This window comes from Planomicrobium soli (genome assembly GCF_003014655.1).
GTDB lineage: Bacteria > Bacillota > Bacilli > Bacillales_A > Planococcaceae > Planococcus > Planococcus soli_B.
Genome location: NZ_PYAT01000005.1, coordinates 222,518 through 245,006, shown reverse-complemented (window position 1 = coordinate 245,006; position 22,489 = coordinate 222,518). Strand labels below are relative to the sequence as shown.

At 43.9% G+C, this 22,489-nt stretch carries 22 protein-coding genes; 6 read left to right on the top strand and 16 right to left on the bottom strand.

Translation table 11 applies throughout. From position 1 onward, the window contains the following. Positions 1 to 102: 102 nt before the first annotated feature. Positions 103 to 1,749 carry an AMP-binding protein gene (locus B0H99_RS08695; RefSeq protein ID WP_181313626.1) on the bottom strand — a complete coding sequence of 549 codons (1,647 nt, stop codon included), beginning with the start codon at positions 1,747 to 1,749 and terminating at the stop codon, positions 103 to 105. A gap of 159 nt (positions 1,750 to 1,908) precedes the next feature. Between B0H99_RS08695 and B0H99_RS08690 the strand changes: the two genes are divergently transcribed. Together B0H99_RS08690 and B0H99_RS08685 are read left to right on the top strand one after the other, a co-directional pair. Beyond that, positions 1,909 to 3,066, top strand: coding sequence for a class I SAM-dependent methyltransferase (locus B0H99_RS08690; protein ID WP_106533254.1), 1,158 nt, complete (start codon positions 1,909 to 1,911; stop codon positions 3,064 to 3,066). Then, complete coding sequence (locus tag B0H99_RS08685; RefSeq protein ID WP_106533253.1) at positions 3,063 to 3,317, top strand: hypothetical protein; 255 nt, start codon at positions 3,063 to 3,065, stop codon at positions 3,315 to 3,317. The genes B0H99_RS08690 and B0H99_RS08685 overlap by 4 nt, the downstream gene beginning before the upstream one ends. 41 nt (positions 3,318 to 3,358) lie before the next feature. Here the strand turns inward: B0H99_RS08685 and B0H99_RS08680 are convergent, their stop codons facing one another. After that, a complete protein-coding gene (locus B0H99_RS08680) occupies positions 3,359 to 3,787 on the bottom strand; it encodes a hypothetical protein (RefSeq protein WP_106533252.1) in 429 nt (142 codons plus the stop codon). Between the two features lie 167 nt (positions 3,788 to 3,954). Between B0H99_RS08680 and B0H99_RS08675 the strand changes: the two genes are divergently transcribed. Beyond that, on the top strand, positions 3,955 to 4,878 hold the full coding sequence (locus B0H99_RS08675) for an ABC transporter ATP-binding protein (RefSeq protein ID WP_106533251.1): 924 nt from the start codon (positions 3,955 to 3,957) through the stop codon (positions 4,876 to 4,878). Continuing rightward, positions 4,856 to 5,800, top strand: a complete 945-nt coding sequence (locus B0H99_RS08670; RefSeq protein ID WP_106533250.1) for an ABC transporter permease — start codon at positions 4,856 to 4,858, stop codon at positions 5,798 to 5,800. Before B0H99_RS08675 ends, B0H99_RS08670 begins: the two co-directional genes overlap by 23 nt. A gap of 39 nt (positions 5,801 to 5,839) precedes the next feature. Here B0H99_RS08670 and B0H99_RS08665 read toward each other — a convergent pair whose 3' ends face one another. From B0H99_RS08665 to nfsA, 3 genes are all read right to left on the bottom strand, one after another. After that, on the bottom strand, positions 5,840 to 6,562 hold the full coding sequence (locus tag B0H99_RS08665) for an alpha/beta hydrolase (protein ID WP_106533249.1): 723 nt from the start codon (positions 6,560 to 6,562) through the stop codon (positions 5,840 to 5,842). Positions 6,563 to 6,588: 26 nt separating this feature from the next. Further along, a complete protein-coding gene (locus B0H99_RS08660) occupies positions 6,589 to 7,203 on the bottom strand; it encodes an NAD(P)-dependent oxidoreductase (RefSeq protein WP_106533248.1) in 615 nt (204 codons plus the stop codon). A gap of 231 nt (positions 7,204 to 7,434) precedes the next feature. Continuing rightward, positions 7,435 to 8,166 carry an oxygen-insensitive NADPH nitroreductase gene (gene nfsA / locus B0H99_RS08655; protein WP_106533247.1) on the bottom strand — a complete coding sequence of 244 codons (732 nt, stop codon included), beginning with the start codon at positions 8,164 to 8,166 and terminating at the stop codon, positions 7,435 to 7,437. A 99-nt stretch (positions 8,167 to 8,265) separates the two neighbouring features. Between nfsA and B0H99_RS08650 the strand changes: the two genes are divergently transcribed. Further along, positions 8,266 to 8,820: a M15 family metallopeptidase gene (locus B0H99_RS08650; RefSeq protein WP_106533316.1), complete on the top strand. Its 555-nt coding sequence runs from the start codon at positions 8,266 to 8,268 to the stop codon at positions 8,818 to 8,820. A gap of 162 nt (positions 8,821 to 8,982) precedes the next feature. Here B0H99_RS08650 and B0H99_RS08645 read toward each other — a convergent pair whose 3' ends face one another. The 10 genes from B0H99_RS08645 to B0H99_RS08600 form a co-directional block, all read right to left on the bottom strand. Beyond that, positions 8,983 to 10,257: an ABC transporter permease gene (locus tag B0H99_RS08645; RefSeq protein WP_106533246.1), complete on the bottom strand. Its 1,275-nt coding sequence runs from the start codon at positions 10,255 to 10,257 to the stop codon at positions 8,983 to 8,985. Next, on the bottom strand, positions 10,247 to 10,945 hold the full coding sequence (locus tag B0H99_RS08640) for an ABC transporter ATP-binding protein (RefSeq protein ID WP_106533245.1): 699 nt from the start codon (positions 10,943 to 10,945) through the stop codon (positions 10,247 to 10,249). The genes B0H99_RS08645 and B0H99_RS08640 overlap by 11 nt, the downstream gene beginning before the upstream one ends. A gap of 334 nt (positions 10,946 to 11,279) precedes the next feature. Beyond that, positions 11,280 to 12,275: a GNAT family N-acetyltransferase gene (locus tag B0H99_RS08635; RefSeq protein WP_106533244.1), complete on the bottom strand. Its 996-nt coding sequence runs from the start codon at positions 12,273 to 12,275 to the stop codon at positions 11,280 to 11,282. A 6-nt stretch (positions 12,276 to 12,281) separates the two neighbouring features. Further along, positions 12,282 to 12,944: a Dph6-related ATP pyrophosphatase gene (locus B0H99_RS08630; RefSeq protein ID WP_106533243.1), complete on the bottom strand. Its 663-nt coding sequence runs from the start codon at positions 12,942 to 12,944 to the stop codon at positions 12,282 to 12,284. Between the two features lie 204 nt (positions 12,945 to 13,148). Next, positions 13,149 to 14,531 carry a class II fumarate hydratase gene (gene fumC, locus B0H99_RS08625; RefSeq protein WP_106533242.1) on the bottom strand — a complete coding sequence of 461 codons (1,383 nt, stop codon included), beginning with the start codon at positions 14,529 to 14,531 and terminating at the stop codon, positions 13,149 to 13,151. A gap of 66 nt (positions 14,532 to 14,597) precedes the next feature. Continuing rightward, complete coding sequence (locus tag B0H99_RS08620; RefSeq protein WP_106533241.1) at positions 14,598 to 16,088, bottom strand: Mur ligase family protein; 1,491 nt, start codon at positions 16,086 to 16,088, stop codon at positions 14,598 to 14,600. Between the two features lie 309 nt (positions 16,089 to 16,397). Next, complete coding sequence (locus tag B0H99_RS08615; protein WP_181313624.1) at positions 16,398 to 17,918, bottom strand: flotillin lipid rafts scaffold protein FloT; 1,521 nt, start codon at positions 17,916 to 17,918, stop codon at positions 16,398 to 16,400. Positions 17,919 to 17,929: 11 nt separating this feature from the next. Beyond that, a complete protein-coding gene (locus B0H99_RS08610) occupies positions 17,930 to 18,472 on the bottom strand; it encodes an NfeD family membrane protein (RefSeq protein WP_106533240.1) in 543 nt (180 codons plus the stop codon). A gap of 307 nt (positions 18,473 to 18,779) precedes the next feature. Then, complete coding sequence (locus B0H99_RS08605; RefSeq protein ID WP_106533239.1) at positions 18,780 to 19,493, bottom strand: hypothetical protein; 714 nt, start codon at positions 19,491 to 19,493, stop codon at positions 18,780 to 18,782. A 121-nt stretch (positions 19,494 to 19,614) separates the two neighbouring features. Continuing rightward, a complete protein-coding gene (locus tag B0H99_RS08600) occupies positions 19,615 to 20,139 on the bottom strand; it encodes a P-loop NTPase family protein (RefSeq protein ID WP_106533238.1) in 525 nt (174 codons plus the stop codon). 237 nt (positions 20,140 to 20,376) lie between these two features. Between B0H99_RS08600 and B0H99_RS08595 the strand changes: the two genes are divergently transcribed. Beyond that, positions 20,377 to 20,577 carry a cold-shock protein gene (locus B0H99_RS08595; protein ID WP_106533237.1) on the top strand — a complete coding sequence of 67 codons (201 nt, stop codon included), beginning with the start codon at positions 20,377 to 20,379 and terminating at the stop codon, positions 20,575 to 20,577. A 216-nt stretch (positions 20,578 to 20,793) separates the two neighbouring features. Here B0H99_RS08595 and B0H99_RS08590 read toward each other — a convergent pair whose 3' ends face one another. Further along, positions 20,794 to 22,452: a serine hydrolase gene (locus B0H99_RS08590; RefSeq protein WP_106533236.1), complete on the bottom strand. Its 1,659-nt coding sequence runs from the start codon at positions 22,450 to 22,452 to the stop codon at positions 20,794 to 20,796. Between the last annotated feature and the right edge of the window lie 37 nt (positions 22,453 to 22,489).

Here is a 22,489-nt window from a genome sequence, read left to right as displayed (position 1 = left end):
TCTGCTAAACTCCAATCTGAAATAACCTTTTCTGTGTCGTCTTTCAGCTGCAGCCAAAAAGAAATCCATAGCGAGTGCCGGATTTCTTCCTGGAGTAATCATTTATTGAACTTCTGTTTTTTGGCTGCGCTCGATTGCCAATTCTCGCAGTTTGAACTTCTGGATTTTTCCGGATGCCGTCATTGGATATTCTTTTGTGAACTCGATATAGCGTGGAATCTTATGGCGCGAAATTTTTCCGGTGCAGTAGCTCCGCAGTTCCTCCTCTTCCAGCACCTGCCCTTCTTTCAGAATGATCCACGCCATCAGCTCTTCTCCGTACTTCGGATCCGGCACCCCAACTACTTGTACGTCCTGGACAGCTGGATGGCTGTATAAGAACTCTTCAATTTCCCGCGGATAAATATTTTCGCCTCCACGGATGACCATGTCTTTGATGCGTCCGGTAATGGCAATATAGCCGTCTTCATCTTCAACCGCGATATCGCCTGTATGGAGCCATCCTTCTTCATCGATCGCGTTCCTGGTCGCTTCTTCGTTTTTGTAATAACCCTTCATAATATGATAGCCCCTTGTGCATAATTCGCCTGGAACTCCAATCGGCACGGGTTTATTTGTCGCAGGGTCGACAATTTTCACTTCTACTTCGGCATGTGGTTTGCCGACAGTGGCCACACGTTTTTCAATGGCATCGTCCGACCGTGTTTGTGTAATAACCGGAGACGATTCTGTCTGACCATAAGCGATGGTGATTTCCGTCGCTCCCATATCATTGATGACTTTTTTCATCACTTCAATCGGACACGGAGATCCAGCCATGATGCCAGTCCGAAGTGTTGAAGTGTCGAACAAGGCAAAGTCCGGATGATTGAGTTCCGCGATAAACATGGTCGGGACGCCGTGAAGCCCTGTGCACTTTTCATCCTCGACCATCTGCAGAACACGCTTGGCGTCAAACTGCTCAGCAATGACCATCGTCGTTGAATGCGTTACAGCTGCCATTGTCCCGAGCACACAGCCGAAGCAATGGAAAAACGGCACTGGAATACACAAGCGATCGTGTTCTGTCAGATTCATCAGATCACCGACCAATCTGCCATTATTGACGACATTGACGTGCGTTAACATTACCCCCTTAGGAAATCCGGTTGTTCCGGAAGTATATTGAATGTTGATAACATCATTCGGGTCCATCGACTGGAAGCGGTCTTCGAATTTATCATCCGGCACCCCTTTTGCAAGCGCTTCCAATTCACTCCATTTAAAAATCCCGGGATAGTCATTTTCCCCCATGAGGATCACCCGTTTAAAATGCGGCAGTTTACTGCTTTCGATGGCACCTTTTCTGGCTGTTTTCAATTCTGGGCAAACCGTATTAAGAATGTCTATATAGCTGGTTCCTTTAAATTCCTCTCCCAGTATTAACGTTGTCGCATCCGATTGATTAAGCAAGTATTCCAATTCACTGGCCTGGTAGTTCGTGTTCACAGTCACCAGCACTGCGCCCATTTTGCCGGTTGCAAACTGGCTTAACAGCCATTCTCGCTTATTGTCCGACCAAATCGCGACATGTTCTCCTTTTTGGATGCCCATTCCAATAAACGCTTTTGCTAATTGATCTGTTTCTTCATCGAATTCCCTATACGTTTTTCGGATACCCTGCTCCGGATAGACATAAGCTTCTGTATCCGGATGTTTAGCTGCTTGTTCGCGTACGATTTGTCCGACCGTCTTTTGCAAAATTGCCATTGCTATACCTCCAGTATTTTACTTTTAATGTCTTTTTTATATTATCATAAAATTCAGAATGGATGGTCAGGCAATTTTCTTCCCTTGTGCCGCTTACTCGCCCTTTTTTCCTTAACCGTGATAATATAAGGTTATTCTGGTCTGACGAAAGGATTTTCAATGGAACTACAAACAATGCACGCTCAACTTGCCGAACGCTTAGGTGGCCGGGAACTTGTTTCCGCGACCATTAGCCAGCCACGGTTGAAATCAAACGACATTAAACGCATAAAACTTAAGCCTGTAAATATAAAGAACGAATACCGCATTCAATTTGAATACCAGCATGAACATGTGCTGAAACACGAAAACCTTCCTATTGATGAAGCAGCCGCAAAGCTGGAAACTGTTTTTGGCGATTTTCGCCAGGCTCTGTTTCAGTTTACGGAAGAAAAAGTGCAAATCCAGCTTTCTAAAAAGTTTAAAGTTTCCTGGAAAATTGAAGGAACAACAACGAAAACTGCAGAGCTTTCCCATAACCGCAAAAAGCAATATTTGCTGGAAGATGGAGTTGCTTATCCGTTTTTAGTACGCCTTGGGGTTCAAAGTGAAGATGGCAAAGTGAAAAAACAGAAATATGACAAGTTCCGCCAAATCAACCGTTTTATCGAATTTATTGATGATGCACTTGAGCATCTGCCAAAGGATCGTACTGTGCGGATTCTCGACTTCGGTTCAGGCAAATCCTATTTAACATTTGCTCTGTACCATTATTTGCGGATCGAAAAAGGCCTAGACCTTCGCGTAACTGGCCTTGACCTGAAGAAAGAAGTAATTGAAGAATGCCAAAAAATCGCCGATGATCTTCAGTACGGGCAACTGGAATTTTTAGTCGGAGACATCAACGACTATAACGAAGAATCTGCAGTCGATATGGTTGTAACCCTTCATGCGTGTGATACCGCAACAGATATGGCCCTTTCTAGAGCAGTTAAATGGAACGCTAGTGTCATATTAAGCGTCCCTTGCTGCCAGCATGAATTGAACAGCCAAATTGATGCACCAGAACTTGGCCTTATGCTTCAGCACGGTTTGATCAAAGAGCGCTTTAGCGCCCTTGCAACTGACTCTATCCGCGCTGAAATCCTGTCACTGGTCGGCTATGAGACTCAGCTGATGGAATTTATCGATTTGGAAAACACGCCGAAAAACATTTTGATCCGGGCATACAAAACCGGCAAAAAACCGGCAGCAGGCCAATGGGACCGCTATAAAGCATTCACGCAGCTTTTGTCAGCTGAACCTTTTTTAGAAAATGAATTGCGGCATTTGCTATGACGAAAAAGAAAGTATTAAACGGTATTATTCTTGCTTTTTCCGTCATTTTTGTCCGGTTTATCGACGTGCGCATATACAACATGCACACCGTCCTGGTAATTGGACTGATCGTCGGGCTGATCGCCGCATTATCAAAGCTTGCTTCACGTTTCTCTTCATTAGAAGAACCGATAAGCAAGCGCGCGGCACTCGCCGTCAATTTTGTCGTCATCTTGGCGCTCACCTTGTCTTTTTTCGCCTTGGAACTGTAAGAGCCCGCAAACATTTGCGGGCTCTTTTTTATAGCGTTCCTTTAAGGCTGATTGGAATTCGGTTTTTCTTCCTGGTGTTCTTTGATGGATTCATCGATATAGGCTTTTATGGGTTCTAAGGTCAATTCCAGCCCGTTCTCCTCGCTTGCTTGAAGATATTTGTCAAAATAGTAAAGGATCGTTTCTTCTACCATATCCGACTGCAAACTGAGGGCCTCGGAAATATAAAGAATTCCTTCTCGTGTGGCCATCGGCGCTTCAAGGCCTTCTTTTTCCCGCTCTTCTACTCCTTCGATTCCAAGAACCAGCCCTTGTTCGACCAATTCATTCATCGCACGGTCATACTCATCTTCGCCTATTTCATCACGCAGGCGTTTATCAAGCTCTTTTACTTCCGCTGTTGTTGCGCCGCGGTAATATTGTACATAATAAGCCATTAAGATTTGTTCTTGTTCCTGAAATGCCGCCATTAGAATCCCTCCATTTTTTGCTGCTCTTTATGCTTCGTATTCCCTGATTTACCATTCATTATGCATGCTCTTTCAATCTCCGGATTCCAGATTGTGCAAATTCCGAAACTTTGAACCGATTGATTCGTTATTACTACTAAGAGATTACGGAAAGCAGGTGCGGGAAAATGAACGGAAAACCGATTGTTCGATTGCAAAATCTTTCAAAGACCATCGGCAACAAGAAAATCATCAAAAACTTGAACTTGGATTTGTACCCCGGTCAAATTACGGGATTTCTCGGACCGAACGGCGCTGGGAAAACAACGACCATCCGGATGATGGTGGGACTGATGCAGCCTACATCCGGAGATGTATTGATTGATGGCCAATCCATCAAAACCAATTTTGAAGAAAGCATTCAAAAAGTCGGTGTGATTGTCGAGAATCCTGAGCTTTACAAATACATGAGCGGTTATAAAAACTTGCTGCATTTTTCCCGTATGCATAAAGGCATTCCAAAACAGCGTATTAACGAAGTCGTTAGGCAAGTGGGAATGGAGAACCGTATTCATGAAAAGGTCGGTTCTTATTCACTTGGCATGCGACAGCGTTTGGGATTGGCGCAAGCCCTTCTCCATAAGCCTCAATTTTTGATTTTGGACGAGCCGACAAACGGCTTGGATCCGGCAGGAATCCGCGAGTTCCGCCAGTACTTGCAAAAAGTCGCCAGCGAAAACGGTGTCGCTGTTTTTGTTTCAAGCCACTTGCTGTCAGAAATTGAATTGCTTTGCGACCGGATTGCCGTCATTCAAAATGGCGAATTGATCGACATTAAAAATGTCAACGAACTTCATCACTCCCAGTATTATATCCAAGCCGAGCCGTTGGAGCTGGCAGAAGAAGTGCTGGCGGGCATCGGTTTCTCTCTTGCGAGACAGGACAAAGGCTTGGTCATTGATACAGAAGAGCAGCATATTCCTGGCGCTATTCAAATGCTCGTTTCAGCAGGAGTGAAAATCTATGCGGTCCAGCCGTACCGGGCAACACTTGAAGACCAATTCCTTGAAATGACCGGAGGTGGCCAAATTGCTCAAACTCATGCAAAATGAATGGATGAAATTATGGAGCAAAAAAGCAAGCTGGATGATGGTTTTCCTGCTGGTATTAATCCTTTTCGCTTCAGCGGCTATTACTAAGTACGTAAATTCAACAGCTAACGAAGGCATCGAAGAATCATGGCAAGATGTTACTGCCGCTCAATTAGAAGCTAATCAAGCAATACTCATGAATCCAAATTTGAGTGATACACAAAAAGATTATTACACGGAGCAAGTTGCCATTGCGGAGTACCGTCTCGCTAACGATGTACAGCCTTTCGAGTTTACCAGCATGCAACAGAGTGTTCTCAACACGCATGAAATGCTGTCGCTTGTTACCTTATTCACTGTCATTATCGCGGCGGGTATTACAGCTTCCGAATTTTCTCAAGGCACTATCAAGATGCTGTTGACACGTCCGGTAAAAAGGTGGAAAGTGCTGACTTCTAAATATTTAACCACGATGGTATTTGCCGTCTTGTTATCGATCATTACTTTGCTAGCTACTGCATTGGCCGGGTTGATATTTTTCGGCATTGGGGAAGGAACGTATCTTGAATGGAATGGTTCTCGTGTAGTCGAAGGCTCTTACTGGCTCGAAGCCGTTAAATTTTCCATTCTCAGTTTTGCAAGTGTTTGGATCATCGGGACTTTCGCCTTTATGCTAGGCACTGTTTTCCGCTCGAGCTCGCTTGCAATCGGCCTGTCAATTTTCTTAATGTTCACAGGAATTCAAGCTGTCTTTTTGTTGAGCAATTATGAGATCGTTAAATATTATCTATTCACTCATACAGATTTAACCCAGTTTTATACCGGATTCATGCTGATTCCCGATATCACGATGGCCATGTCATTGACCGTGCTGTTTGTTTATTTCCTTCTTTTCCTCGGCATCAGCTACTGGACCTTCTCTAAGCGGGATGTTACAGCTTAGAATGCTAAAAACCGCCTGCGCAATCGCACAGGCGGTTTTTTAGTTATGGTTCAGCCAAGTTCCCAGTGCTTCCACCACTTGATTTTGCTGCTCCAGTGGCGAGATTTCCGCTGCATTGTCCCCTTTTTGCTTTCCATATAACCCAAACTGAGCATGATTTCCTCCTGATATTTCTACAAAGCGGCTTTCCGAGGAAAAAAGGCGACGATTTTCTTCAATCTTTTCGGTTGTCGATAACCCGTCATTTTCAGCAAATATGGAAAGCATAGGAAAAGAGCCTGAAGAAAAATCCGATGCTGGATAAGAACCCAGAAAATAGAGGCCGGACAACTCCTCTTGATGTTTTTGCGCATACATCGCAGCTGCAACACCGCCCAAAGAATGACCTCCGATAAACCAATGCTGGATTTCTGGATGGTTCTCGATGGCTAAGTCAGCATTATTCACACCAAGAATGCCAAAATTTAAAGGCATCTTTGGAATCACGACCAAGAAGCCTTGCTCGCTCAATTTCTCTGCCAAATAGGCATATGATTCCACCTGAACTTTGGCTCCTTGATATAAAATGACTCCTTTTCCATTCCCTTTTTCAGGCTGGAACAAAAGCCCTTCTTCTTCCGTATTAATCGCACTGATATCTACTTCCTCTTTTAATACGCTGCTCGGGGCATATTGGAATTGCGCATATACTAAAAATGTAATTGCTCCTCCTCCAATAAATAGGGCAATCGCCAATAATATTCGGATACTCCATTTTTTCATTTCTTCTCTGCTCCTATAAGGGCTTGCTAATAGGCAATACCCACCCTGCTGCCGATAAACTCGGGATTTTCCAATTGTTTATAAGCAAATTCAGCTGTATCCCCTACAGTGATCTGCTTTCCGCCTTCCGGCAAGAAATCCTTTTCGATCCGGTAATTGCCATATGCTTTTCCATCAGGCAAATAGGTTGGACAGACAATAGTCCAATCAAGATTGGTTTTTTCCAACAAACGGAATGCTGCAGCATGCTCTTCTGCCGCAAATGTCAGCTTCCGGTTCGAGTCGCCTCCTTGAAAACGGAGCTCTCCCGGAGACATCCTGCTATTCAAGATGCCTGCTGTTCCAATAGTGATAATACGCCGGATCTTTTTTGCTTTCATAGCATTGATTATAAGCGGCATGGCTTGCGAAAGTGTAGTGGTCCGATCAGTCCCAATAGCGCTGAAAATTGCCTCTGTTCCTTCAAGTGTCTTTTCAACGTCTTCCGCTTTTCGTATATCACCAACAATGGATTCTAAATTCGAATGTTCAAAAGGCGGTTTTGAACGGACCAAAGCTTTCACTTGGTGTCCGTCGTCCAAAGCATATCGCAGTATGTTTTCACCAACCCGTCCAGTAGCTCCAAACAGTGCTATTTTCATGCCCTTCCCTCCCTAACTAATAATAAAATAAAAAAATAATTTACCGGTCAAAACAACAAAAACCTTGTACCTAGGACCTAGTTAAAAAGTGTTATCATATATTCGATAAGTATATCAAATTTTCCATAAACTAGTAAGTCCTTCCTAGGAAAAACCAAGATACTTTCCAAAAAAAGCACTTAACATCAGCGCAGACCTTAAAAAACTAATCCATTCCAACGCGTTATTTTTTCATTTGAAAAGAAAGCCTTTTTTCTTTAGAAACTCCCGCAGATTGGTACGATGCGGCTTGTTCAGGAAATCGGCCATTTGCTGTGTCCAAGTGATGGATTTTTGATTGGAAGTGCGCTTTTGATAATAGTCTGAAATCGTTTGGTCGTATTCAGCCAATAATGTTTTGTATTTTGCTTCATCATATGCATTTTCATGCAAAATTGCTTCTACCGGCAAACGCGGTTTTACTTCATTTGCTTCATTTGGCACACCTACTGTTAAGCCATAGACCGGAAAAACACCCTCCGGCAAGCCGACGAGCTCGCTGATTGCTTCCATATTATTCCGCACTCCGCCAATATAGCAGATGCCATACCCTTTGGATTCGGCTGCTAGCGCCAAGTTCTGGGCGACAAGTCCGACATCCGTAATAGCCACAATCAAATTTTCAGCCTGATCAAAAACAATCGTTTGTCCTTGCATAGCCGCTGCATGCTTTAACCGGTTATAATCTGCACACATTAAGAATACCGCGCCAGCCCCTTCTATTTGCCGGGGATTGCTGGACAACTTGCCCAGTTTTTTCCGCTTCTCCGGATCGGTTACCCAAACGATGGAATAGGCTTGCACAAAATGAGAGCTTGCTGCGTGCTGTGCCGCCTCGATTAATTCATCGACCTCTTCCCGCGCTAATTGTTTTTCTTTATAATCACGCACTGAAGCGTGGGATTTCATTAATTTGATGACCATGGATTTCATTCTCCTCTCTTTCCTCTATCCTATCAAAAACTTTACACCGATACTCCTCCGGCGCTTTTTGCTACAATAGACTCATAGAGGTGAATGAATTTGAAAAATGCCAAGACTGCTTTTTCCGTTTTATTCTTATTAGTACTCGGCAGTTTTTTGTTTATTTGGCTACGCAGCGAGATAGCGTTTCGGGAAGAATTGAAAGAACGGCCTGTTCCTTCAACCCTTCATCCTATCGTCGAAGAAAAGAAAAATGAGCTGATTGCAAAAGCGGCGGACATCGGAATCGATATCCTTATTACAGATGATTTCCGGTCCATTGAAGAACAAAACAGTTTGCATCGCCAAGGACGCAGCGATCCAGGAAGAATTGTGACACATGCTAAAGGCGGCGAGTCATACCACAATTACGGTTTGGCAATCGATTTCGCATTGCTTTTGCCGAACGGGGATGTTGTATGGGATATAAATCGCGATGGCAACGGAAACGGTAAAGCCGATTGGCAGGAAGTAGTTGATATTGCGAAAGACCTCGATTTTTCATGGGGTGGCGACTGGCGGTATTTTAAAGATTACCCGCATCTGGAAATGAGTTTCGGCTTATCTATCGACGACCTGCAAAATGGCTGGCGCCCTGAAGATGTTATGGAATAGGAAAAAGAGCACCCTTTGGGCGCTCTTTTTTGGTGGCTGCGCTGCTGAATTTCGGCAAGCGTGCGTATTTTTTGTTGAGCGTGCATAAGTTTTCCTGAACGTGCGTATTTTTCGCTGAGCGTGCGTAAATTCTCTTGAACGTGCATAACTTTCAAATTTCACCTATAATTCCTGGCGTAATGCCTGAATAACATCAATTTTCGTCGCTTTACGTGCTGGCCGCCATCCGGACACCATTGCAACTCCTATGCTGATCACTGACGCAATGACCACAAGCTGCCATGGAATAACTGAAATTAGAAGAGTAACATCGTCCATGCCTTCTTCTCCTCCTAAAGAACTTTTTATAATAATTGGAACCAGCCAATTCGCTAAAAAGCTGATACCGTAAGAACTAATAACAGCAAGCACAGTACCTATGATGCCGATAGCGGCACTTTCCATCAAGAAAAGTTTCTGTATCAACTTTGGCTGCGCTCCAATTGCTTTCATGACGCCGATTTCGCGCGTTCGCTCAGTAACAGCCATAGTCATAGTGTTGAAAATCCCAATGGAAGCAATCAACACCGCAATGGTTCCGACAAAAATCAACCCCGCTTTTAGTGCGGTAAAGAACATATCCATCGAATCCAGCTCTTCCGTAACGGAGTATACATAGTATCCTTCATCTTTTAACGTTTTCGTAATAGTTCCAACGTTTTGCAGGTCATCTGCATAGACTAAAATTTCATTGTAACTTTCTCCAAGCGCCAGTTTATTGTTGAACTCCGGTCCGAAAGAATCATCAATGTAAATCTTACTGTTAACAATCCAATCTTTTGCAGGCTCATCCATGATGCCGGAAACTGTGAATTCCCAAGTTGCCGGCTCCACCCCTTCTTTATATGGAGACAGTTCCAGTTTGAACGTCTGGCCGACGACGTTGTCCGTAAAACCTTTAACTTCTTCCCCTTCATCGACTTTCTTCTGTTCTTCTTCTGTTAATAACTGCTTAGCAAAATGGTAGCCTACCAAAACTTCATTTTCTGATTTCGGCATCTCCCCTTGCGATAACGCGAGGCCCGCTTTTTGCTCCTCTTCAAAGTCCACAAGAACTGCGGGAACATACCCTTTCCGCTCATCAAGCATGGCTACAGCTTCCGCATCGGGACTGCTTCGTTTGACGCCTGCTATTACGTGATCGATTTCCCGCATCGCCTGGATTTCCTCATCAGTAATTTTTTCATCGGACGTTTCTTTGCCCGGCACTTGTATTTCTGTCACCAGTTGATTATCCAGTACACCGTCCGTAATCGTTTTATGTAAGCCGAAACCGACCGATGCCAAGATGATCAAGAAAGCACAACCCATCATCGCTGCCAGAATAGTTGTTGCTACCCGAAGTTTGTTTCGTTTCATGTGCTGGCGAATAAAATCAAATTGATCGTTAAATCGCATGGCGCTTTTCCCCTTTCACCAATTCGCCGTCATGGAGCCGGTATTGCCGGTGTGCCACATTGGCAACTTCTTCGTCGTGCGTAATAATGACAAATGTCAATCCAAGTGACTGATTCAGGGATCGGATCAGCTTTAGAATATCCCCTTCTGTTTCCGAATCCAAGCTGCCTGTCGGTTCATCAGCAAGTAAAATCGGCGGGTCGGTGATTAAAGCCCGGGCAATGCTGACGCGTTGCTGTTGGCCTCCTGATAATTCATTCGGGTAATGGTCCGCCACTGCAACAAGGCCTACTTCCTCCAGTAATCGCTGTACTTTTTTCCGTCTTTCATGCTCTGCCATTCCTTTGATTTTCAGTGGCAGTTCAACATTCTCAAATGCGGTCAATCCCGGCATCAATTGGAAGTTTTGAAAAATGAACCCGAAGCTCTCCAACCGAAAGTTGGCCATTTGCGCTTCGTTCAGTGTTGTGGTTTCGTTTCCACCTACTTTTACAGACCCGGATTCTGGCGCCATAAAACCTGCCAATATGTTCAACAGCGTTGATTTTCCCGATCCGCTTTTCCCAAGAATCGCGACAATCTCACCTTTTTCTACGTTCAGCGTCACGCCTTTCAAAACTGGAACGCGGCGTTCTTTTCCTTTTTTGCCAATTGCGAATGTGTGCTGCAAACCCTGAATTTTAATCATCTTTCTGCCCCTCTCTGCTTCATGCCTTTAGTATAAAGGGCAAATCTTAACAATTTAGTAGGGGTTTTCTGAAGAAAGTCTTAAGATGTTTTGAACACAATAAAGACCCTTCCGAAAAGGGTCGATGCCTTTACGGCGAAGTTAGGCAAGCATACAAGAGTGCCGTTTTTCCATCTCTTTTCCATCAGCTAAGCTAAGAAGACTGTTAAAAAGCTCACAAAGAAAAAGCAATGCTTCTTCTTTGTGAGCTTTAACGTTATTCCTATAGAGATAACTTCGCGCGAATTCTATTTCAGGAGTGCGACAGCTTTTCAAACGCCAATTGTTTCTGGCGTTATTGTCCGCGTGCCCAAGCAATGCGCGGATCAATCTGCCTCGACATCCGCACCATTACTGGCTTAAATCCAAGACGCGGCCAAAATGACGAAGCCAAATGATTGGGCGTATGCCAATCAGCAAAAATAAAATCAAATCCTTCATTTTTTAATTCCGTGAAGCAATGATTAGCGAGTGCCCGTCCGATTCCTCTTCCCCGGAGTTCAGGATTTGTGGAAGCTGCCGGCAAATCTACGCAATTGGTGGGTGCCACCAGGCTTAACGGATTGTCTTTCCGGTAATAGACATGGAATCCCGCTACCCTCTCCCCTTGTTCAGCCAGCCACAAATAAGCTTCCTGATCTTCTGATAAAGCTTCATATGCGTTTTTTATATTGTGCATCGTTTCTTTTGTGATCGGCAGCCATGAGGGCGCCTCCGCTTGATGGATACTATTCCAAAGCGCCATCTTTTTTAAAAGCGGGGCATCTTCTTTTCCGCCGCGGCGGAACGACAAATTCGGCTTTTGCGCAGGGAGTTTCGGCTCAAAGTTTTCAAGCGGCAAAACTGCGTATTTCTGTTCATAGTAGAACGATTGGTTCAGCCATTGTTCCACGATTGCCGGATTGCCAAGCGGGACCATTAATACATGATGGAAATAGCCGTGCTTAATCCATTCCGCCCCTGCATCTGCGTACAGGAGCCGCAGCAAGCTCGGGTTTTCTTTCTCACTGATGGCAATCGCTTCGTAATCCATCCAAACATAACGCCCACGTTCGGCATCTTCTTTAAATTCATACAATAAGTACCCGATCACTTCAATGCCTCTTACTGCGACAATGCCGCTAATGTAAGGGCGTTCCAGCATTTTCCGAATCACGTTTTCCGCTTCATCAATTTCCTCAAATTTTTCAGGAAGAAATACAAAGCTTTTCCGCTCCCGCTCATGCCGTTTAGCTAACAACGTCGCCATTTGGCGGATATGGTTTTCTTCGACTCCAATAAATTGAATCATGTCCACTCACTCCCCTGACCGAAGTTTCACTTCCAAAACCCGATAATGTTCTACTTGCAGTCTTTCTCCAAAAACAACTGGCACTGGCTCGACAAAGATTGGCCCATCGATGATGACAGTATGAAATTCGCCTTCTTCTCCACACGCATCAATGCCGAGCGCCTCAAGTTCTTCGATTAATTCAGAAGTAAACTCCCGCCCTAAGAAACGTTCATCAAGACGTTCCGTATCGACAACTGTAATAACCGCTTTAAAGCCTTCGTCCACCAATTCTTGTAACAAAGACTTCCTTGGCTCTTGCCACAGTGGATGGAAAAGTTTCATCCCGGCTTCCGCACTCACTTTTTTCACCCATTCCAAATGATCTTCCAAGTCGATATCGCCGTATACACCCATTTGAATGCCTTCGTTCCGAAAGCTCTTCAGCTGTTTGATAAATTCTTGTTCATAGCCAGACCAGTCCGCTTTTCCAATAACAAGGGGAAGGCCCATTCTTTCAGCTTGCGCTTCCATCACATCCAGCGATAAGCCATGAGAACGTGATTTGGACCCATCCTTTTCGAACATGGTGAACAGAGCAACAGGAACATGCCCGTCCAAGACTGCCCGGTAATACGCAAGCGCAGAATCTTTTCCGCCGCTCCATGACATAAAAAATGTTTTTTGCATTTGGCACCTCTTTTTGTATAATGTTTCTTGTTTTAAGTTATTCGCCACTGTGCCCATTAATTCCTTTGTCAACTGGAGTTTTCAGCAAATTGAAACCCAGTTTAAAATCGTTTTTCAATATTATTTACAGGAAGCAGATGCACTTGCCTATTTGTTTTCTAAACAAAAAAGAACGGCCAAAAAAATTGGCCGCTCTCACACTCATTATCTTCCTACCATATTTTCCGCTTTCACCCATTCGTCAAACTGCTCTGCTGTAAGGTGTCCGCTTTTCACTGCCGATTCTTTTAACGTCGTGCCTTCTGCGTGAGCTTGTTTCGCGATAGCCGCTGCTTTCTCGTATCCAATGTGGGGATTCAATGCCGTTACAAGCATCAATGAATTTTTCACATGGTTTGCGATTACATCAAGATTCGCTTCGATGCCAATTGCACTGTGGTCATTAAAGCTGATCAAGCTATCGCTCAATAACCGCACGGATTGCAAGAAGTTATATGCAATGACCGGTTTGAAAACGTTTAGTTCGAAGTTTCCTTGGCTTGCTGCAAAACCGATAGCTGCGTCATTGCCCATTACTTGGACAGTTACCATCGTCAACGCTTCACTTTGGGTTGGATTTACTTTTCCTGGCATAATCGAACTTCCCGGTTCGTTTGCAGGAATCGTAATTTCACCAATGCCGCTTCTCGGGCCGCTTGCCAGCCAGCGCACATCGTTTGCGATTTTCATTGCGTCCGCTGCCAGGGCTTTGATTGCGCCATGTGCATAAACCATTTCATCGTGGCTCGTCAACGCATGGAATTTGTTTTCAGCTGAAGTGAACGGTGCACCCACTGCTTCTGAAATGAACTCGGCAACAGAAGGGCCGAATGTCGGGTCTGCATTGATGCCTGTACCTACAGCAGTACCGCCAATTGCCAATTCTCGCATATGCTCGACACTCTCACGGATCATGCGCTCGCTTTTTTCCAGCATATGTTTCCAGCCGCTGATTTCCTGACCCAGTGTAAGCGGTGTGGCATCCTGCAGATGTGTGCGGCCGATTTTGATAACGTTATCAAATTCCTCAGACTTTTGAGCAAGTGTCGCTTTGAGTTTCTGGATAGCCGGAATCAGGTTTTCAGTCACTGCCAGTACACCCGCAACATGCATTGCTGTCGGATATGTATCATTTGAACTTTGCGACATGTTTACATCGTCGTTCGGATGCAGTTTTTCTTCTGATCCTTGCTCCGCTAGAATTTCATTGCCGCGGCGAGCCAGTACTTCGTTCATGTTCATATTGGACTGTGTACCGCTGCCTGTTTGCCAGACGACTAACGGGAAATGGTCGTTCCATTTTCCTTCGATCACTTCATTTGCCGCTGTTTCGATTGCAGTCATTTTCGCTTCAGATAGTTTGCCAAGTTTGTGGTTTGCTTTTGCGGCTGCTTTTTTCAATTGGGCAAACGCAATTACAACTTCATGCGGCATACGCTCTGTTCCGATAGCGAAGTTTTGCACGCTTCGCTGTGTTTGCGCGCCCCACATTTTGTCAGCTTCTACTTGAATTTCACCGATGGTATCTTTTTCTGTACGATACTGCATTCCATTCACTCCAATTCGTATGTCTGTAGCCTTCTCTTCTATTAAACACAAGCGGCAACCAAAAATCTAGTTTTGCTGCATGAAAAATCCTTCAATTACTTCTTCATCTGAATGTGGAATGTGTTGGTCTTCAACAATTTGCGCTCCGTTAATATTGCCGCTGGAAAGCAATACGATATCATTCGGGCCACTTTCTTTTAAAGCTTCGATAACCCCTTCACGGCGGAAACGGGCTCTTATCACTTTTTGCTTATATGGCATTGACAAGCCTTTCAGCACCTCATCTATAATGTCGTCCGGATTATGGTATCCAGGATGATCTACTGTCACAACTAATACATCCGCTTTTCCTTCAGCCGCTCGGGCCATTTTAGGCATTTTGGCGAAATCACGGATGCCCACTCCCGCAATCAAAGCGATGAGCCGGTTATGCGGCAATTTCTTCACTTCCCTTAATACCAAATCCAAAGCGACCGGGGTATGCGCATAGTCAAGAATGATTTTGCGGTCCTCCGGTCCTTGAATTACTTGAAAGCGCCCTTCCACTTGCGGCATTTTCGAAAGCACCTCCACGACTTGGCCAATTGGAGCGCCAGCCAGCAGCGCCGCTCCAATTGCAGCCGTTAGATTGCTGGCGTTATATTCACCATAAAGCGGAACTTGTATCGGATAAGATTGTCCGTCATAAAGCAGGTCAAATACCAATCCATCTTTTTGGCTCTCGCAATTTGCCCAAACCAAATCAGCGCCGGAATCCGGATAGCGGCTGTATGTAAGCGCCGGATAATTTACGGTATTTAGTATTTCCTGCGCCATTCCTTTGTCGTCAAGATTAATGACCGCGTTTTTTGCTTGGGAAAACAATTGAAGTTTGCATTGTAAATAATGCTCAAAAACTTTGTGGTATTCCATATGTTCTTCTGAAATATTGGTATGAATTGCAACATCAAAAAGAATGCCTTCTACTCTCTTTTGATCTAATGCAATAGAAGAAACTTCCATGGATGCAGCTTGGTCTCCAAAAGCTGCCAGTTCAGAAAAGATATTATGGGTATCTGAAGATAAAGGAGTGGTTGGCGTACTCTTTTTATAAGCAATTTTTCCAGCCGAATTCCAAATGCCGGTTGTCCCGAGAAATCCGCATGGAATTCCAAGCAAGTTGAATAAATGATAGACATAAGTAGCAGTCGTGGTCTTACCGTTCGTTCCGGTTACACCAATTTTGATCAATCGGTCTTGTATCCGATCAGAAAAAAGAATTGAGGCATGGGCCATTGCAATACGGGGATCTTCTACTACTGCAAAAGTCAACGTGCCATGGATTTTTGCATAGGCTTCTAATGCTTCGCGATCCGACCCAATGATTGCGACAGCTCCTCTTTGAATAGCTTCTTCCACATAGAGGTGCCCATCTGTGTTTTCTCCGGATACGCAAAAGAATGCAGAACCTTCAGCAGCTTCTTGAGAGTTATATACAATGGAACTGATTTCCTGTGTTTCTGGACCGTAACAGACGATAAGCGAAAAATTTGGAATTTGGTTGAATTGTATATTCATAGCTGCTCCTTTTTGAAAATCGACTCATTGAATAGATAAATTTATCCTTCGATTGCCATTATTCTATCATTTTAACAGGAGCTGGAGAACTGTTAACAGAAACCATTTCTCTTATTCCCTTATTTTCGTACTATACGACTAGTCTCACAATTTTTTCTTATCGCTTTTTGGATATCGTTCACTTGTCATGCTGGTTTTTGTGGGAAAACACCCCTATTATGGAATGATACTGTAAAAATACCCTTAAAATCGAATTAAAAGAGCACAAAAGCTGAACGCTTCTGTGCTCTTTGATAATCAGTAAAATATTTATTCCGCTGCTTGTTTATTGACCGTTTCATACTGCAGCTGTTTTAGTGTTTCAGCATAATCGGTTTTTCCTGTCAAACTTTCCAACATCTCACGAACATCGATGCCTGATGATTCTTTTAATGTTTCTTGTAGTGACGACATTAAATTTGTTGCATAGGCAGTTACTTTATTGGCTCCGCCGCCTTCTCCACCGCCTGTATCCACAACTGTGATTTTGTCGATGTTGGAAAGTGGACTTGCAATTTCTCTTGCATATTCAGGAAGCATCTTGACGATCATGTCGAGAGTCGCAGCCTGTCCATACATTTCAAACGCTTCTGCAATTTTACGTTTTGCTTCTGCTTCAGCCAAACCTTTCATGCGGATAATTTCCGCTTCCGATTCACCTTGCGCACGAAGCGAGTCGGCTTTTGCCAAACCATCTAAGCGCACTTTTTCAGCGTCCGCTTTCGCCATTGCTTCAACACTGTATTTCTGTGCGTCTGCTATAGTTAATTGTTTCGACTTTTCTGCTGCTGCAGCTTGTTCAACTGCATAACGGTCCGCATCTGCTTTCTTTTTCACTTCTGAATCGTACTGGCGCTCACGGCGTTGAATCTCTTTCTCTTCCAGTTCGATTTGCTTCTGGCGCTCGATAATGCGGATTTGCATTTCCTGCTCGACGACTTCTTGTTTCGAACGTGCTGTTTCAAGTTCGTAAGCTTGGTCAGCCCGGGCTTTCGCGCTGTCTTGTTCACGTTTATATTCTGCGACTTTCAGCAAATTCTCTTTTTCCGCTTCTGCAATTTCAGTAGCTCGCTCGATTTCGGCGCGCTGTGCATCTTTTCCGGCTTCCGCCCGTTTGATGCGAGTTTGCATTTCCGATTCCGCTGTTGCAATATCAGCATCACGTTTAACTTGCGCAATCCGCGCTTTACCAAGTGAATCCAAGTAGCCGTTTTTATCACGTACATCTTTAATCGTGAAGGAAACAATGATCAGGCCCATTTTCGCCAAATCGTGTGAAGCAACCCGCTGTACCTCTTGTGAGAATTTGTCGCGGTTCTTATAAATTTCTTCTACTGTCATTGATCCGAGGATAGAACGCAAATGACCTTCCAATACTTCTTTTGCTTCATTTTCCCGGTCCTCTTTTGTTTTACCTAAAAATTGTTCTGCTGCTGTGGCGATTTCAGAAATCGACCCTCCGATTTTGATGATGGCTGTGCCATCCGCCATGACTGGAACGCCTTGCTCGGTATACACTTCCGGCGTCGTCACTTCCAGTTTGCTTGAAAGCAAACTAAGCGGCGCTGCCTGTTGGAAAACCGGAAGCAAGAATGTCCCGCCCCCTCTAATAATTTTAATGCGGTTTCCTGAATCATCGGTATGAACATTCTTTGTTCCTAAATAACTGCCTGTTACAATCAATGCTTCATCCGGTCCCACCGTCTTGTATTTCGTAATATAAACTCCAATGATTGCCAATATCACAAATGCTGCAATTCCCACTGCAATCATACCCATTCCAATTTCCATGTCTATTCCCCCTATTGATTTTTCTCGACGAAACTTATCGGTTTATAAGCTCTTACATAAAGAGTATTGTCCTTGATATCAATGATCAGTACTTGCTCGTCCTGACCGATGGCTTCATTATCATAACCCGTAGCCCGCTTAGCAATCATGCCGCCATACGTTTCCATGACGACTTCCCCATATCCATTCTCCGGTATCGGAATAATCACACGCGCGACCTGTCCCAGAAGTGACTCTTCTGTATATGCAATGGACGATTCCGCTGAGGACAGCGGCAGTAAAACAAAGAAATAAAGCAAAAAGTCCAAAAGTACCGCTGCCACTAAAGCGATGGCGAGTATGGCTAAGCTATCCAACCCCGTTCCGATTTCGAGTAAATATCCTGCCGCAGCTGCCAAAGTGAAAAATGCCAAAATTACTGTCGGATTCAAGAAAGGCAACGCCTCTCCCCCATCAGCAATATCGCCAAAAAACACGTAAAGCACTGTCAAGGCCCCTGCAATAATGAGGGTATACATATACAGTTGCTCCATGGCCAGCCCAAACAGCTCCATTCCAAAACCTCCCATTCCAGTTATTTTATTTCCATACTTGTAATACGATAAAAGATGAATAAAGTTTCAGAAAATATACAGCTATCTATAAAAAAAGATAAGTTATACGGCAGTAATGCGCTGCAGAACCCTTTTAATACAAATTTTAAAAGCTGACCGCCTTGCCATCAGATGCACCAGCAACAGTTTTCGTAAGGTCGAGCGCCCTCCAACCGGCAGCAAGGAAGGGGCCAGCTCTTTCTTTAACACTTTATAAAAAGACAACCATCATAAGATGGCTGCCTTTGTTTAATGGATTATAAACTTCTTAGAGGATGGGTTTTGCAAATTGAAGTTCGTAGAAACCTCCAACAAGCTGGAATCCGAGGCCGACATAGCCTTCTTCCAGAAGTTTCCGCTGTTTATCAAAATCGTCCAGTTTTACACTGATGTAATCCGTAAAACGAAGCGGCGGATCTTTTAAATCTTTCATGAAAATATAGCGCTCCATATTATTGTATTTTCGTTTCAGCGCTTTAATATACATATGTTGTGAGAATTTATCTTTTAAACTAGGAATGTTCATTGGCGCTACCGTACAACAAACATAGCGGAACTGTTCCTTCAGAAGAGGCAGTTCTTTCATTACCACTTCCGCCAGTGTCTGCTGAAGCCGATTGCCTCTGTATTCGGGAAGTACTGCAGAAATTTCTTGATAGATGACCTTAGGAAACTCTTCTTCTGCAAGTCCAATATCATACCCTAAGTGCTCTCTATCAATTTCCGGCACCAATAAAGCACGGAATCCGATCAACTGATCCTCCGCAAAAGCGCCTACCATAACACCTCGCTCATTTAAAATAAAAAGGAACTCTTCTGTCGATAACGGTTGAAGCGATTCTTTTTCAGAAAGCGACTCGATTACGGTTTCCTGAACATGCTCAATTATCGGCAAGTCTTCCAAATACAAACGTTTTATATACATGGGTTGTTTTTTATGAAGCGTTTGGTTGATTATCGTTCCTTCATACAAGAACTCCATTGTACATTCTCCTAATGATTGATTTATGTAACTTGTATAAATTAGCATACCACCTGTTAAAGGACTCGTCTGCAAATTGACTAAATATTTATACGATTTCGCTGTTTTTTATAAACATATTTTAAACTTTTGCAACGTCTTTTAGAAAGTCCGCTATCTGTTTTTTGGATGTCAGAAAAATGACGGTATTTCCAGGGCGTACGTTCTGAAATGCCTTCATCCGTTCACGCATCTTCACTTTTCTCGCTGAATATGTAGTAACTATAAACTTTAAGAATGCCCAGTCCATCTTTTCTGGACAACCTTCTGCCAAATCCGGCCGTGTTCTGCCTATATTGATCAACCATCGTTTTAGAACTCTGTACAGACAGACCGGCAATGGCAGCTCCAAGTAAATCAAAGTGTCCGCTTCTTTTAAACGGACGCCAGCAGTTGCCGTATAATTTCCGTCAATTATCCATTTATCGGTTTGTACAATGGTTTCTTGATTTACTTTAAATTCTTCAGGCGCAGCTTCCACCCATCCCGGTTTCCAATAATAGGAGTCAAGATGGTAAACCGGAAGAGAAAGTTTCTTTCCAAGCTTGGCCGCAAACGTCGATTTCCCTACTCCTGCAGATACACCCATAACTACGATTTTTTCCACATTCTACCTCTCCTTTTTCTTTTCTATTCTCTATTTTACTACTAAATATAAAGTGCCTTTTATAAAAAATTTAGACAATCTAAGGATATGGGTTGCTTTTTGTGAGAAGCCATGATATTCTAAGGAAGAATTATTTTTGTTCGGATAACTTTTTTAAAAGTGTCAGATGTATATCTGCAAGATTTGAGCAAGGATAGTAATACAATGTATGCTCACGCATACGAGGAGGAAACACACATGGAACACGGTAAAGTAAAATGGTTTAACTCAGAAAAAGGATTTGGCTTCATCGAACGCGAAGGCGGCGACGATGTATTCGTACATTTCTCTGCAATCCAAAGCGAAGGCTTCAAATCATTAGACGAAGGTCAAGAAGTTACTTTTGACATCGAGCAAGGCCAACGCGGTCTTCAAGCTACTAACGTAGTTAAAGCTTAATCTAAAACCAACTATTTATGGGTTCCTCTTCGGAGGAACCCATTTTTTTGTGTTTTTTCTGTACATAAAAAGCACAGTCAAGCTGTGCTTTTTACTGTTGAGGATTCATTGTGAAATAAAGTTGAAATACTAAATAAATCAAAATACACGCTGCCAGAGTCCCGATGGCAATCATTAGCGCGATTTTCTTTCCGTCCATGTTGTCACTCCTTCATCTCAAGTTTGTTCAGTCAGGAGCAGTGTATTTTCGATTAAATCCATCGCATCAAAAGCACCTTTGCTTTTGTTTGATAGCACCGTCAATATGCTTCCGCTATTCGGATAATAGCCGGAATGAAAACTCACTCCAGGGTCGTAGCCCATGACGTGGTATTTAACTACAGCACTGTCTTGCATCTTGATCCAAACCCCATAGCCATAATTGCCACTTTCTTCAGAAACATGGGAAGTGAGCAGACGGTGTGTCATGTCCTTGGAAAGCAAAGTATAATCCATCAGCCGTTCCCAAAAACGCGCCATGTCATGTGCAGTCACAAAAGCCCCACCATCTGCCCCGCCAACAATCGGGAGCGCATATTGGTTGGTTCGCCATGCCCCTTCTTCCTCATCAATATAGCCGAAAGCTGTTTGAACCGGCAGCCGGTCCAATTGAAAAAATCCAGAGTCCCCCATTTCCGCCCGAACAAAAACCCGTTCTTCCACCGCTTTTATAAAAGGCTGTCCTGTTAACTTCTCTACTACAAGACCCAGAGCGATAAAACCGGCATTGTTGTAATGGAAGCGTTCACCCGGCGCGAACATCATCGGCTTGTTTTGAAAGAACGGCAAAAAATCGCTGCAAGTTTTCATCAGATACATTGGCTGTTCAAGCCACAATTCTTCAAAATCACCCATCGTTTCTTCATCAAAATAGTCTGGAATTCCTGAAGTATGCGTTAGCAATTGGTGGATGGTTACAGGAAAATCCGGAAATTGCTCCGGCAGCAATTCAGACAGCTCTGCCTCAAAGGACAACTGCCCTTCCCCTACCAACTGGCAAACGATAACAGCAGTGAAAATCTTGCAGCCGGAAGCAATGCCAAAGCGCGTGTCTATAGCATTCGGCCGCGCATTGGCTCTGTCGGCCATCCCTTTTGCCGTAGACCAAGTGTCGTTTCGCTTCAGCAAAGCAACACCTGAGAAATCCATATCCTCCAATTTATCGGATATGGGATTAGCAGGAGCTGTTTCTAGGAATCTGCCGTCTTCGGCAATATCGATTTGGCGCCCATCCGTTAGTTCCACTGATAACGAATGGGTTTCGCTTTTCTGTTTTGAAAAATACCAGAGTCGTTTTGGCGGCACAAGCAGCAAAAAAGCATCGTCTCTTCCTAAAAAGTTCAGCGTCGTGGAATCTATTCCTTTATTGCCGCGGACAGGGATGTCCATATCCTCTAAACGTTCACCAATTTCTTTTACATACGGCGTAGTGATGCTGACTTCGCTGATATTCAGGAGCGAGTCAACGGTAAAGTCCCCCATCCGGTCAACCGTCCGTCGTGCAATAAATTCAATAACATTGCCAGCGGGGTCTTGAAAATAAAAAGCATCGGCGTTGAAATTAGCATAAAAGATTTCGTCCATGCCATCTTGGCGATTCAAGGTGACGCGCGAACTTGCCCAGCTTTTGGCGAGCGTGAACTGGTTGCCTGGAATGTTAAAGGCAAAATGATAGAACGCGTTCTGTTCAGATCCTTTAAAGACCAATTGTGATTCCCCAATTGCGAGTGTAAAACTTGTATTGTCCTCTTCAACAATGCGAAAGCCTAGTTGGTATTCGTAAAAGCCTTTCAGTTCTTCTAACCGATTTGTATATAAGGTCACTTTTTTAAACATGTCCTCACCCCTTATGACAAGCATACCGAAATTCATT